Consider the following 14334-nt stretch of genomic DNA (forward strand, 5'->3'; position numbering starts at 1 on the left):
GCACGCTGCGATCTTTTGATCTTGATCCTTAAAAAACAAGATCAAAAGATCGCAGCCTCGTTTTACTCGACAGCTCCTACAGAAGACTTGAGTTTCAGGCGGCGGTCGGCAACCACAAACGGAATCGCGCCCCACCCAAAGGCGAAGACTCGACTGTCAAAGTCCCGCCTTGAGCTTCGAGGGCCCTGCGGCTGATCGCCAATCCCAGCCCAAACCCGCCCGTGGCACGATCGCGGCTGCGATCCAGTCGATAGAACGGCTCGAAAATCCGTTCGCGCTCATCGTCGGGAATACCGATGCCGTCGTCATCCACCCAGATCTCGCAACCCTCAGCGTTAACCTGCACGCCGATCTGTATGCGTTTCTCGCAGTAGCGCATGGCGTTGCGCACCAGGTTCTGAATCGCTCGGGCGGTCAACCGCGGGTCGAGCGAGAAACGTTCGAGCTGACCGTGCAACAGCACGTCGATGACGATTTCTGGCGACTCCAACTCTTCATCGACGCTGCCCAGGATGCTATCGATGAACTCATCGAGCGAGACTTCGACCTGTTCCGGTGAATGCGCCGGATTTTGCAAACGACTGTAAGACAGCAATTCCAGCACCAACTCATCCAGCTCACGAATGTGCGCGACCAGTCCCTGCAAACGTTCGCGGCTTGCGGGCGGCAGGTCGTCGGACAGCGCCAGCGCGAGGCCGAAGTCCAGGCGCGTCAACGGCGTACGCAGTTCGTGGGACACCGCATTGAGCAGATCGCGTTGCTGATTGAGCAGGTTCTCGATGTCGCCGGCCATGGTGTCAAACACCACCGCCAGGCTACCGATGTTGGAGCTTGAAGCGATTTTCGTACGTTCGCTCAAATGGCCTTTACCGAAGCGTTCGGCGGTGCCTTTGAGGCGTTCCAGATCACGCCAGTGCGGGCGCAACCACATCAACAGGCAGGCGAGCAGTGTCGCGCCGATCAATACGTTGATGCTCCAGTACAACAGATCGACGTCCATCGGATCCGGCGGCACGATCATTTGCACTGCCATGCTGTCGTCCAGCGGCGCTACCGCGAGCGTGCGCCAGCCCCAGTCGCCAATGCGCACCACGTTCTCGCCGCGCCGCAGCCGTTCACGCTCAATGTCGGTAAATTCAGCGTCATCGATACGCGCCAGCACGATGTGCAACGGCTGGAAGTCCTTGTCCATCGACGCCGCCAGCGCTGGCCATTGATCTTGCGGCACGGCTCGAAACTGCTTGGCGATCAGCGATTGCAGACCACGGGAATAATCCAGGTTGTAGGTGACGAAGCGATCCCGGAAGGCCATGACCACCAGGTCTGGCACCAGATAGATGGCGGCGCTGTACGACACAATCGTAACCAGATACAGACGAAACAGGATGCGAAACATCAGCTCAGCATTCCCATTCGGAACGGCTGAACAGATAACCCTTGCCCCACACGGTCTTGATCTTGCGCGCCTCACCGGCGTGGTCATCGAACTTGCGCCGCAACTTGGAAATCGCCACATCCACCGAGCGGTCGGTGCCGTTGAACTCTATGCCGCGCAGGCGTTGCAGAATCTGATCGCGGCTGAGCACTTCGCCAGCGTGTCGAGCCAGTACCACCAGCAAGTTGTATTCACCGCTGGACAGTTCGACCGGCTGATCGCGCCAGGTGACGGTGCGTTCGGACAAGTCGATACACAGATTGCCCATGATGATGCGGTCGTTGGCCGTCAACGGCTCTCCGAGACTGCTGCGCCGTAACAGGGTCCGCACCCGCGCCAGCAACACACGCGGCTCGCAGGGTTTGGTGACGTAGTCGTCGGCGCCCATTTCCAAGCCCAGCACTTGATCGTGGCTGTCATCACGGGCGGTGAGCATCAGGATCGGCAGCGTCGCCGAATCGGCGCGCAGCAGACGGCAGACTTGCAGCCCGTCGAGCCCCGGCAGCATCAGGTCAAGGATAACCAGATCCGGCGGATTGACCCGTGCCCGTTCACGCACATGGTCGCCCCGACCAATGACGCTGACGGAATAACCGTTGCGTTCCAGGTAGCTGGAAATCAGTTCGGCGAGGGCGGTGTCGTCTTCGACCAGGAGGATGTTGGGCATGGGTGATCCAGAAAGTGCTGTGGCGACGGGTCGGGCCTCATCGCGAGCAGGCTCACTCCCACATTGGAACTGTGTCAGCCACAAATTCTGTGACCAACACAAACACTGTAGGAGTGAGCCTGCTCGCGATAGCTATTTAACTGTCGCAATAAATTTCAATGGCTTAAGGATATACGCCCTCAACCGTCCCTGAGTAAAACCCTTACACAATTTCACACAGCGCCTACAAAGCTTCACCGCTACTCTCGGCAACTGCCCGTAGGATGCGGGCATCAATATTGGGGGTGGTAAATGTCGAACAAACTGCTGGCCGGGCTCGGCCTGATCGCCGTGGCGCTGACGCTGAGCGCCTGTGACTCTTCTTCGAAGGCCGAAGAGCAGGCACCGCCAGCAACCGTGCGCATCGAAACCATCGAAGCGCGCCCACTGTCGATCAGCAGCGAACTCAGCGGCCGAATCGCTGCTCCGCGGATTGCCGAAGTCCGCGCCCGTGTGCCCGGCGTTGTGCTGCAACGTAACTTTCGCGAAGGCAGCGACGTGAAAAAGGGCGACGTGCTGTTCCGCATCGACCCGGCGCCGTTCAAGGCTGACCTGGACAGCGCCGAAGCAGCGTTGCGCAAAGCCGAGGCCAATGCGTTTCAGGCGAAGCTGCAGGAGCAACGCTACGCCCAGTTGATCGACGACAAAGCCATCAGCGCTCAGGATTATGACAACGCCCGCGCCAATACCCGGCAAACGGCCGCTGATGTCGCCGGCAACAAGGCTGCGGTGGAACGGGCCAGATTGAACCTGGGTTACGCCACCGTCACCGCGCCAATTTCCGGCCGTATCGGCCGCGCGCTGGTCACCGAAGGCGCGCTGGTCGGGCAGAACGAAACCACGCCACTGGCGCTGATTCAGCAACTCAATCCGATCTATGCCGACCTCACCCAATCGACCCGCGAGCTCAACGAACTGCGCCGGGCATTCCGCTCCGGACAATTGCAGGAAGTCGGTCAGGATCAGGTCAAAGCGACCCTGATTCAGGATGACGGCAGCCTGTATCCGTTGCCGGGCAAACTACTGTTCAGCGACATCACCGTCGACCCGGGCACCGGCCAGATTATTCTGCGCAGCGAGTTCCCCAATCCCGATCTCGACCTGCTGCCCGGTAGTTTCATTCGCGTGCGCCTGCAACAGGCAACTATCCAGAACGGCATCACCGTGCCGCAACGCGCCGTGCAGCGTGACAGCGCCGGTATTGCGCAAGTGTTGACCGTCGATGAGCAAATGCGTGTAGCCGAACAAACGGTGCAACTGGGCGCCGTGCAAAACAATCGCTGGATCGTCACCGGTGGCCTCAAGCCCGGCGACCGCATCGTTATTGAAGGCCTGCAACACGCCCGCCCCGGTGACAAGGTGCAGATTGACGACACCCCTCTTCCACTTGCCCAGACCTCTGGTCAGTAAGCAGGACGCTTTTATATGCCGCAGTTCTTTATCGATCGCCCCGTATTTGCCTGGGTGGTCGCCTTGTTCATCCTGTTGGCCGGTGCGCTGGCCATCCCGCAATTGCCGGTGGCGCAATACCCCGACGTCGCGCCGCCACAGATCGAAATCTACGCCGTGTACCCTGGCGCATCGGCGCAAACCGTCGATGAGAGCGTGGTCAGCCTGATCGAGGAAGAGCTTAACGGCGCGGATCACCTGCTTTATTTCGAATCGCAGAGCAGTCTGAGCAGCGCCACGATCAAAGCGACTTTCCAGCCGGGCACCAACCCGGAACTGGCACAGGTCGACGTGCAAAACCGTCTGAAAGTGGTCGAGTCGCGCTTGCCGCAAGCCGTGAACCAGCAGGGTTTGCAGGTGGAGAAAGTCTCCTCGGGTTTCCTCTTGCTGATCAGCCTGACGTCCAGTGACGGCAAGCTCGATGACGTTGCGCTCAGTGACTATCTGGCGCGCAACGTGATGAACGAAATCAAGCGTCTGGACGGCGTCGGCAAGGCTCAGCTGTACGGAGCCGAGCGGGCCATGCGTATCTGGATCGACCCGCAGAAACTCATCGGTTTCAACCTGACCCCGGCTGACGTCAACGCCGCCATTGTCGCGCAGAACGCCCAGGTGTCAGCGGGCAGCATCGGTGACTTGCCCGGCCCGTCGACTCAGGAAATCACTGCAACAATTTTGGTCAAAGGCCAGTTGTCGACGCCGCAGGAGTTCGCCGACATCGTGCTCAAGGCCAACCCGGACGGTTCCACCGTGCGTATTGGTGATGTGGCGCGGGTCGAGATCGGCAGTCAGGACTATCAGTTCGGCACACGCCTCAACGGCAAGCCGTCCACCGCTGTCGGCGTGCAATTGTCGCCGGGCGCCAACGCGCTGAGCACCGCGACGCTGGTGCGGGCGAAGATGGATGAGCTGGCGCGCTACTTCCCGGCCGGCGTGGAATACAAGATCCCGTATGACACTTCACCCTTCGTTAAAGTCTCGATCACCAAAGTGATCTACACCCTCGGCGAGGCGATGCTGCTGGTGTTTGCGGTGATGTTCCTGTTTCTGCAAAACGTGCGCTACACGCTGATCCCGACACTGGTGGTGCCAGTTGCGTTGATGGGCACGTTCGCGACCATGTTGGCGCTGGGTTTCTCGATCAACGTGCTGACCATGTTCGGCATGGTGCTGGCCATCGGCATTCTGGTGGACGACGCGATTGTCGTGGTGGAAAACGTCGAACGGATCATGGCCACCGAGGGCCTGTCGCCCAAGGAGGCCACGCGCAAGGCGATGACGCAGATCACCGGCGCCATCATCGGCATCACCCTGGTGCTGGTGGCGGTATTCATCCCGATGGCGTTCATGCAGGGTTCGGTCGGGGTGATCTATCAGCAGTTTTCGCTGTCGATGGCGACGTCCATTCTGTTCTCCGCATTCCTCGCCCTGACGCTGACGCCAGCGCTGTGCGCGACACTGCTCAAGCCAATCGCCAAGGGCGAGCACCACGAGAAGTCGGGATTCTTCGGTTGGTTCAACCGCCGCTTCGAACAACTGACCGAGCGCTATCAAGGCTGGGTCGGTTATGCGCTGAAACGCACCGGGCGATATCTGCTGATCTATGGCGTGTTGTTGGTGGGCCTGGGGATTTGCTTCATGCGTCTGCCCTCCTCGTTCCTGCCGGTCGAGGATCAGGGTTACACCATCACCGATATCCAACTGCCGCCCGGCGCGACCAAGAACCGCACGGTGCAAGTGGCCGAACAGCTTGAGGCACATAACGCCGGTGAGCCCGGTATCAGTGACAGCGTGGTGATTCTCGGTTTCAGCTTCTCCGGTAGTGGGCAGAACGCGGCATTGGCGTTCTCTACCCTGAAGGACTGGTCGCAACGCGACAGCGAAGATTCGGCCAGCTCGATTGCCGACCGCGCCAACGTCGCCCTGAGCCAGATCAAGGACGCGATGGCGTTCTCGGTCCTGCCGCCGCCCGTGGATGGCCTCGGTACTTCCAGCGGTTTCGAGTTCCGTTTGCAGGATCGCGGTGGCCTCGGTCATGCAACGTTAATGCAAGCGCGCACGGAACTTCTGGCAGCCGCCGAGAAAAGTCCGGTGCTGATGAATGTGCGTGAAAGCGCACTGGCCGAAGCGCCGCAAGTGCAACTCGAAGTGGATCGCAAGCAAGCCAATGCCTTGGGGGTGTCGTTCGCCGACATCGGCAACGTGCTGTCCACTGCCGTGGGCTCGGCCTATATCAATGATTTCCCCAATCAGGGACGTATGCAGCGCGTGGTGGTGCAGGCTGAAGGCGATCAACGCAGTCAGGTCGATGATCTGCTGAAAATGCACGTGCGCAACAGTGCCGGAAAAATGGTACCGCTGTCGGCATTCGTCCAGGCCAACTGGATTCAAGGGCCGGCGCAACTGACCCGATACAACGGTTATCCGGCGATTGCGATCTCCGGCGAACCGTCACCCGGCCACAGCACCGGCGAAGCCATGGCCGAGATTGAACGCCTTGTCGCGCAGGGACCGAAGGGTCTGGGACAAGAATGGACCGGCCTGTCGTTGCAGGAGCGTTTGTCCGGCAGTCAGGCGCCGATTCTGCTCGGCCTGTCGCTGCTGATCGTGTTCCTGTGTCTGGCGGCGCTGTATGAGAGCTGGTCGATTCCGACCTCGGTGTTGCTGGTGGTGCCGTTGGGTGTACTCGGTGCGGTGCTGGCAGTGACGCTGCGCGGGATGCCCAACGACGTATTCTTCAAGGTCGGGTTGATCACCATCATCGGCCTGTCCGCGAAGAACGCGATCCTGATCATCGAGTTCGCCAAGAGCCTGTATGACGAAGGTCACGACCTGATCGACGCCACGTTGCAAGCCGCCCGCCTGCGCCTGCGTCCGATCGTGATGACGTCGCTGGCATTTATCCTCGGCGTGGTGCCCTTGGCGATTGCCACCGGCGCCAGTTCGGCGAGCCAGCAAGCGATCGGTACAGGGGTGATCGGCGGGATGATCACCGCGACGTTGGCGGTGATCTTCGTTCCGGTGTTCTTCGTCGTGGTCATGAAGCTGGTAAAAAGATTCAGCAAACCCCACCTGTAAAAATGTAGGAGCTGCCGAAGGCTGTGATCTTTTGATCCTGGGTTTAAAAAACAAAGTCAAAAGATCGCAGCCTTCGGCAGCTCCTACAAAAGCCACATGGCGTGCGCTATGGTGCAGGAATCGACCACCAAAGTGAGTCCCCATGCGCTTCCTCGCCCGTACCCACCCTCGCCTTTCCGCAGCCGCCCTGCTCGGCCTCGCCGTGGGTCTGCTTTCGCCCGTCGACTCCATCGTCAGCAAAATCCTTTACGGCTGGAACGCTGGCGTGTGGACCTACCTGATACTGATGTTCTGGCTGACCGCGCGCTCCAAAGCCCCGGACGTCAAACGCATCGCCGAAGTCGAAGATGAAAATGCCGGCCTGGTGTTGTTCGTAGTGTGCATCGCCGCGCTGGCAAGTCTCGCCACCATCACCTTCGAACTGGCCGGCAGCAAGGATCTGGACACCACCCACAAACTGATGCACTACGGCTTCACCGCCCTGACGGTGATTGGTTCGTGGCTACTGATCGGGGTGATTTTCTGTGTGCACTATGCACGCCTGTTTTACACCTGGGACGGCAAGGAACCCGCACTTCGTTTCGCCGAAGGTCTGACCACACCCAACTACTGGGACTTCTTGTACTTCTCTTTCACCATCGGCGTGGCTGTGCAAACTGCCGACGTCGGCGTGGCGACACGAGACATTCGTAAAATCGTCCTCGCACAGTCGTTGATCGGTTTCGTGTTCAACACGGCGATTCTCGGATTCTCCATCAATATCGCGGCAGGCTTATTCGGCTGACGGGTGCAAGGGCGGCCTGATTTCCAGCGCCGCCCGTCAGGACCTGACAAATATCAGACGATCCTTCACTTGACGGACGATTGGGTTCTGGTGTTTCCTGAAACCGGTTTCAGCGCTACACCAGCGACTGAACCTGATAAATCCAATAATAAGGTTTCAGACCGTGAACGACTTCTCCGCCGCCCAGCGCAGCCGCGTCACCATGCTTGATGTCGCCGAGCGCGCGGGCGTTTCCAAGGCCAGCGTCTCGCGTTTCATCGGCGACGACCGCGCCCTGCTTTCCGATGCAATCGCCTTGCGCATCGAGCAGGCTATCGATGAACTCGGCTATCGCCCAAACCAGATGGCCCGAGGCCTCAAGCGCGGGCGCACTCGCCTGATCGGCATGCTGGTGGCCGATATCCGCAACCCATATTCAATTGCCGTGATGCACGGGGTGGAAACCGCCTGCCGTGCGCACGGCTACAGCCTGGTGGTATGCAACACCGACCGCGATGACGAGCAGGAACGCCAGCATCTGGCGCTATTGCGCTCGTACAACATCGAAGGGCTGATCGTGAACACCCTCGGCCATCACCGTGACGAGTTGCACGAGCTGCGCCGCGAGATGCCGCTGGTGCTGGTCGATCGCAAGGTCGATGGGCTCGACAGCGACATGATCGGGCTGAACAACCCGCAGGCAGTGGAAATGGCCCTGGCCCACCTGGAACAACGTGGTTATCGCGACGTGTTGTTGGTAACCGAGCCCTATGACGGCACCAGTTCGCGGATCGAACGAGTCAGCAGTTTTCAGGCGCAGATACAGCAGCGCTCGGGATTGATCGGGGCAGTGGTGGAAACCGGCGACGATCTTGCGACGCATCTTCAAACCTTTTTACACAAACCCGATGTCGGCCCGAAAGCGCTGTTTTGCGCCAATGGCGTGGCAGCGTTGGCCGCCACTCATGCGTTGCGCAAGATCGGTTCGCGGCTGTTCGAGGATATCGGGCTGATTGCCCTGGATGATCTGGATTGGTATCCGCTGGTGGGCAGCGGGATTACTGCGCTTGCCCAGCCAACGCAAGAGATTGGCGCGCGGGCGTTCGAGTGTTTGCTCAAGCGTTTGCGCGGGGATGATGAGCCGGCGCGGGTGGTGGATTTTGCGCCGGTGCTGGTTGAGCGTGGGTCGAGCCTGAGGGTTTTGCAGTGATTGATCGGGCTCCATCGCTGGCAAGCCAGCTCCCACAATGTCCGTGTCGCTCACTAAACCTGTGGGAGCTGGCTTGCCAGCGATGAGGCCCTCGAAAGCAATACAGCACTGACTGATATTTTTTTGAACAAAAATGAAACCGGTTTCAGAGGTAAACAACAATGAATAAACCTGCCGTTTCCATCAGCCTGTCCAGCTACGGTGCCGAACTTGTGCGCCAACGCGGGCAAGACTTTTTTATCGACGTGCTGGCCGCTGCCGGGGCTGATCGTATCGAGTGGCGCGAAGAGTTACTGACTCGCGAGAACCCCGCACAGTTGAGCGCAGCCACCCAGGCACTGGGCCTGCAAAGCATCTATTCCTCGCCCACCGAACTGTGGCTGGCCGGTCAGTCACGTCCAAATCCCGAGTTGATCACCGCCCTGCAACACGCCGAGGCGTTCGGTTCGAAATGGCTGAAAGTCTCCCTCGGCTACTTCACCGACAATTGCGATCTGACGGTTTTGCAGCAACTGCTCGGCAACAGCCCGGTGCACCTGCTGGTGGAAAACGACCAGACGCTGCATGGCGGGCGGATCGAGCCGTTTCAACGCTTCTTCACGGCTGTTGAACAGCACAACTTGCCGATCAAAATGACCTTCGATATCGGCAACTGGCAGTGGCAGGACCAATCCGCTGCCAACGCCGCACGCCTGCTCGGTCGGCACGTCGGCTATGTGCATTGCAAAGCCGTGGCCCGGCGCGCCGACGGCAAATTGGTAGCAGTGCCGCCCGCCGTCAGCGACCTGCATCTGTGGGAACAACTGCTGCGACACATGGACCAAGGCGTTATGCGCGCCGCCGAATATCCATTGCAGGGCGATGATCTGGTGGAGTTGACCACCGAACACGTCGCCACCCTCGCCCGCCTCGGCCAATCCCGTCTGGAGCCCGCTCATGTCTGAGATCGATATTCTGTCGTTCGGCGAGACCATGGCGATGCTGGTGGCCGAGCAAAGCGGTGATCTGGCCGCCGTCGAACACTTTCATAAACGCATTGCCGGCGCCGACAGCAACGTGGCGATCGGCCTGTCGCGATTGGGTTTCAACGTCGCGTGGCTGAGTCGGGTGGGCAATGATTCGCTCGGCCGTTTTGTCGTCGACACCTTGGTGCGCGAGGGTCTGGATTGCCGCCAGGTTGAAGTCTGCAAAACGCATCCGACCGGCTTCCAGTTCAAGTCCCGTTGCGACGATGGCAGCGACCCGCAGGTCGAGTATTTCCGTCGTGGCTCGGCGGCCAGTCATCTGTCGCCGCAATCGATCACGCCCGAACTGCTGAACGCTCGGCATCTGCATGCCACCGGCATTCCGCCAGCGCTGTCGGCGACGGCGCGGGAAATGTCGTTCGAACTGATGACGCGCATGCGCACCGCCGGGCGCAGTGTGTCGTTCGACCCCAATCTGCGCCCGAGCCTGTGGGCCAGCGAGCGCGAGATGATCCGCGAGATCAACCGCCTCGCCGCCCTCGCCCACTGGGTGCTGCCGGGCTTGAGCGAAGGGCGTTTGCTCACGGGTTTCGAAGACCCGGCAGATATCGCTGCGTTTTATCTCGATCAAGGCGCCGAAGCGGTGGCGATCAAGCTTGGGCCGCAGGGTGCCTATTACCGCACGCAGCTGGATCAGGGCTTTGTTGCCGGGGTGCCGGTGACCCATGTCGTCGATACGGTTGGCGCGGGGGACGGGTTTGCGGTGGGCATGATCAGCGCCCTGCTGGAGCACCAGAGTTTTGCCGAGGCCGTGCGGCGCGCGAACTGGATTGGCAGTCGCGCGGTGCAGAGTCGCGGGGATATGGAGGGGTTGCCGACCCGGGCTGAACTCGTCGCTGAATTCAAGGGCCCCAATCGCGAGCAGGCTCACTCCTACAGTGGATCTCTGCCGGCCATGAGTGCCATGGCAAACACATTACCCCTGTAGGAGTGAGCCTGCTCGCGATGAGGCCCGCCCGGACAACTGATTTTTTGAACCTGCTGCGACAAAAACAACAAGCTCAGGAGCAACACCCATGAAAACTGCAACCCTCGCCGCCCGCCGCTGGTGGTACATCATGCCCATCGTGTTCATCACTTACAGCCTGGCGTATCTCGATCGCGCCAACTACGGTTTCGCGGCCGCGTCCGGCATGGCCGAAGACTTGATGATCACGCCAGGTCTGTCCTCATTGCTCGGTGCCCTGTTTTTCCTCGGCTACTTTTTCTTCCAGGTACCCGGCGCGATCTACGCGCAAAAACACAGTGTGAAGAAGCTGATTTTCGTCAGCCTGATCCTTTGGGGCGGGCTCGCGACGTTGACCGGTGTGGTCAGCAATGCCTATTGGCTGATCGTCATCCGCTTCATGCTCGGCGTGGTCGAAGCGGCGGTGATGCCGGCGATGCTGGTTTACCTGTGCCACTGGTTCACCCGCGCCGAACGCTCACGGGCCAACACCTTTCTGATCCTCGGCAACCCGGTGACCATGCTGTGGATGTCGGTGGTGTCGGGTTATCTGGTGCAGCATTTCAGCTGGCGCTGGATGTTCATCATTGAAGGTCTGCCGGCGGTGCTCTGGGCGTTTATCTGGTGGAAACTCGCCGATGATCGTCCGGCCCAGGCCAAGTGGCTCAGCGACCAGGAAAAACACGATCTGGAAAGCGCCTTGGCCGCCGAACAGGTCGGCATCAAAGCGGTGAAGAACTACGCCGAGGCGTTCCGTTCACCGAAGGTGATCATTCTGGCCTTGCAGTTTTTCTGCTGGAGCATCGGCGTCTACGGCTTTGTATTGTGGCTGCCGTCGATCCTCAAGGCTGGCGCGCAAATGGACATGATCGAGGCCGGCTGGCTGTCGTCGCTGCCGTATCTGGCGGCCGTGATCGGCATGCTGGTGGTGTCGTGGGGCTCGGACAAACTGCAAAAACGCAAACGCTTCGTCTGGCCGCCGCTGTTGATTGCATCCATTGCGTTCTACGGTTCCTACGCACTCGGTGCGGAACATTTCTGGTGGTCGTACACGCTGCTGGTGATCGCTGGCGCCTGCATGTACGCGCCTTACGGGCCGTTCTTCGCGATCGTGCCGGAGATTCTTCCGGCCAACGTTGCCGGTGGCGCGATGGCGCTGATCAACAGCATGGGTGCGCTCGGTTCGTTCGGCGGCTCGTACCTGGTGGGTTACCTGAACAGCTCGACCGGTTCGCCCGGTTCTTCGTATCTGCTGATGAGCGGCGCGCTGCTGCTGTCGGTGGTGCTGACGATTTTCCTCAAGCCCGGCGCCAGTGATCGCGTCGTGGCCAAAGCCGTCGCCACGCCTGCCGTGCCGGCTCACTCCTGAAGAGATCCTTGCCATGAAAAAACAGGTCGTTCTGTACAAGAAACTATCGCCCGCGCTGATGGCGCGCCTGCAAGATCAGTTTGATGTGACGCTGATCGAAAGCCTCGATGCCGACGGCCTCATGCAACTGCGTGATGCCCTGCCCCGCGCCCACGGCTTGCTCGGCGCCAGCCTGAAACTCGACGCCGCATTGCTCGATCTGGCGCCACAACTGGAGGCTATTGCCAGTGTTTCGGTGGGCGTCGACAACTACGACATCGATTACCTGACCCGCCGCAAGATTCTGCTGACCAACACCCCGGACGTGCTGACCGAAACCACCGCCGACACCGGTTTCGCGCTGATCCTTGCCGCCGCGCGGCGCGTGGTCGAACTGGCGAACATGGTGCGCAGCGGTCAGTGGCAGCGCAACCTCGGCCCGGCGCATTTCGGCACCGATGTGCATGGCAAGACGCTGGGCATCATCGGCATGGGCCGCATTGGCGAGGCGCTGGCCCAGCGTGGTCATTTCGGATTTGGCATGCCGGTGATTTATCACAGCCAGTCACGTAAACCGGCGGTCGAGGCGCGTTTCGATGCGCAGTATCGCAGCCTCGAAGATTTGCTCAAGCAGGCCGATTTCATCTGCCTGACATTGCCGTTGACGGCGCAGACCGAGGGGTTGATCGGCGCCGAGCAATTCGCGTTGATGCGCCCGGAAAGCATCTTCATCAACATCTCGCGCGGCAAGGTTGTGGACGAGGCGGCGATGATCGATGCACTGCGCCATCAACGGATTCGTGCGGCAGGTCTGGATGTGTTCGAGCGTGAGCCGTTGAATCAGGATTCGCCGTTGCTGCAACTGGATAACGTGGTGGCAACCCCGCATATGGGCTCGGCGACGCACGAGACACGCGAGGCGATGGCGCGGTGTGCGGTGGAGAATCTGTTGCTGGCGTTGGGTGGGGAAAAGCCTTTGAATCTGGTGAACTCAGCGGCTTGGCAGGCTTAAGAACTTCAGTGCCTGAATGGGCCCCATCGCTGGCAAGCCAGCTCCCACAGGTTATGCAGTGTTCATCAAATTTGTGAACGACACTAACCACTGTGGGAGCTGGCTTGCCAGCGATGAGACCAGTGCATCCCATACAAAACTGTCAGGCACTACGCGCCTGTAACAGCTGCGCCGCACACAGTGAAATCCGCGCGCAGGCATCCGCCAGTTTCACTCGATCCACCACCAGCCCGATGCGAATATGCCCCGCCGCACTGGGCCCGAACGCCTCCCCGGCCAGCACCGAAACGCCATACCCTTCCAGCAATCGTTCGGCAAATGCCTGCGCGCCGAGTCCGGTCTGACGCACATCGACCATCACGAACATGCCGCCATCAGGACGCACCGGATGCAGCCCCGGGCAACCTTGCAAGCGCTCGCAAACCAGGTCGCGGCGCAGGCGATACTCATCACGCATCTGCGTCACTTGCGGCAGGTCCGTTTCCAGCGCGACTTCGGCGGCTTTCTGCACGAAATCCGGCAGGCCAAAGAGCATGCTCAACGACAGATTGACCAAGTGCCCCGCCAACGATTTCGGCCCGATCGACCAGCCGATACGCCAGCCGGTCATGGCATGGGATTTCGACAGACTGTTGATTGTCGCCGTGCGCTCGGCCATGCCCGGCAGGCTCGCCGGACTGATGTGCTGGCCTTCGTAGAGAAGTTCGCTATAGACCTCGTCGCTGATCAGCCACAAGTCATGACGCACGCACAGCGCGGCCAATTCCTGCCAGATCAGCAACGACAGGCTCGCGCCGGACGGGTTGTTCGGGCTGTTGAGCAACATGGCACGGGTTTTCGCCGTGATGCGCGCAGCGACATCGGCGGGGTCGACGCGAAAGCCGTTTTCCGGACGAACCGGGACCGGCACTACCGTCGCCCCGCACGCACCGAAAACGGCTTCATAGGTGACGTACATCGGTTCGGCAATGATCACCTCGTCACCCGGATCAAGCAGACATTGCGCCACCGAATACACGGCGCATTGCGCCCCGGGCATCACGATTACATGGTCGGCATCGACCACTTGGCCACTGCTGCGCCGATGACGTTCGGCAATCAGCTTGCGCAAGGCCAGGCGGCCACGGATTTCGGAATAATGGGTGTCGCCCGCCAGCAGACTGTCGATCGCGCCGTGGATGATCGGCAGCGGCGTATCGAAATCCGGATCCCCCACACTCAGCAATAAAATGTCGACCCCCTGGGCGCGCAACTCCAACGCCCGGTCGTGAATCTGCCATGCCGCTGCGCCTTCGCCGGCGATTCGTTGGGTCAAGGCTGAATAGCGCATGCACGTCTCCTGATTGCGCAGTGTCCAGCCTT

The 14334-nt window shown here is 60.3% G+C and carries 11 protein-coding genes; 8 read left to right on the forward strand and 3 right to left on the reverse strand.

Annotated elements, in window-relative coordinates; translation table 11 throughout:
* Window positions 1–94: 94 nt before the first annotated feature.
* Window positions 95–1396: an ATP-binding protein gene (locus ICA15_RS07005; protein WP_150603819.1), complete on the reverse strand. Its 1302-nt coding sequence runs from the start codon at window positions 1394–1396 to the stop codon at window positions 95–97.
* Between the two features lie 4 nt (window positions 1397–1400).
* Window positions 1401–2102, reverse strand: coding sequence for a response regulator transcription factor (locus ICA15_RS07010; RefSeq protein WP_042559319.1), 702 nt, complete (start codon window positions 2100–2102; stop codon window positions 1401–1403).
* A gap of 291 nt (window positions 2103–2393) precedes the next feature.
* On the opposite strand from ICA15_RS07010, the gene ICA15_RS07015 reads away from it, so the two are divergent.
* The 8 genes from ICA15_RS07015 to ICA15_RS07050 all read left to right on the forward strand — a co-directional run bounded on the left by ICA15_RS07015 (window position 2394) and on the right by ICA15_RS07050 (window position 12972).
* Entirely contained in the window at window positions 2394–3551 is a 1158-nt protein-coding gene (locus ICA15_RS07015; RefSeq protein WP_150603818.1) for an efflux RND transporter periplasmic adaptor subunit, read from the forward strand.
* A 15-nt stretch (window positions 3552–3566) separates the two neighbouring features.
* Window positions 3567–6668: an efflux RND transporter permease subunit gene (locus ICA15_RS07020; RefSeq protein ID WP_210552817.1), complete on the forward strand. Its 3102-nt coding sequence runs from the start codon at window positions 3567–3569 to the stop codon at window positions 6666–6668.
* 142 nt (window positions 6669–6810) lie between these two features.
* Window positions 6811–7452 carry a DUF1345 domain-containing protein gene (locus ICA15_RS07025; protein ID WP_210552818.1) on the forward strand — a complete coding sequence of 214 codons (642 nt, stop codon included), beginning with the start codon at window positions 6811–6813 and terminating at the stop codon, window positions 7450–7452.
* Window positions 7453–7615: 163 nt separating this feature from the next.
* Window positions 7616–8641 (forward strand): LacI family DNA-binding transcriptional regulator, encoded by a 1026-nt coding sequence (locus ICA15_RS07030; RefSeq protein WP_318010471.1) that lies wholly within the window; start codon window positions 7616–7618, stop codon window positions 8639–8641.
* 161 nt (window positions 8642–8802) lie between these two features.
* Window positions 8803–9585, forward strand: a complete 783-nt coding sequence (locus ICA15_RS07035; protein WP_150603810.1) for a sugar phosphate isomerase/epimerase family protein — start codon at window positions 8803–8805, stop codon at window positions 9583–9585.
* Window positions 9578–10594 carry a sugar kinase gene (locus ICA15_RS07040; RefSeq protein WP_210552819.1) on the forward strand — a complete coding sequence of 339 codons (1017 nt, stop codon included), beginning with the start codon at window positions 9578–9580 and terminating at the stop codon, window positions 10592–10594. The genes ICA15_RS07035 and ICA15_RS07040 overlap by 8 nt, the downstream gene beginning before the upstream one ends.
* Window positions 10595–10682: 88 nt before the next feature.
* Entirely contained in the window at window positions 10683–11981 is a 1299-nt protein-coding gene (locus ICA15_RS07045) for an MFS transporter (protein ID WP_042559329.1), read from the forward strand.
* Window positions 11982–11994: 13 nt separating this feature from the next.
* A complete protein-coding gene (locus ICA15_RS07050; protein WP_210552820.1) occupies window positions 11995–12972 on the forward strand; it encodes a 2-hydroxyacid dehydrogenase in 978 nt (325 codons plus the stop codon).
* A 142-nt stretch (window positions 12973–13114) separates the two neighbouring features.
* On the opposite strand, the gene ICA15_RS07055 is transcribed toward ICA15_RS07050, so the two are convergent.
* Window positions 13115–14302, reverse strand: a complete 1188-nt coding sequence (locus ICA15_RS07055; protein ID WP_210552821.1) for a pyridoxal phosphate-dependent aminotransferase — start codon at window positions 14300–14302, stop codon at window positions 13115–13117.
* Window positions 14303–14334: the final 32 nt, after the last annotated feature.

The organism is Pseudomonas sp. P116 (genome assembly GCF_020149425.1).
Lineage (GTDB): Bacteria > Pseudomonadota > Gammaproteobacteria > Pseudomonadales > Pseudomonadaceae > Aquipseudomonas > Aquipseudomonas anatoliensis.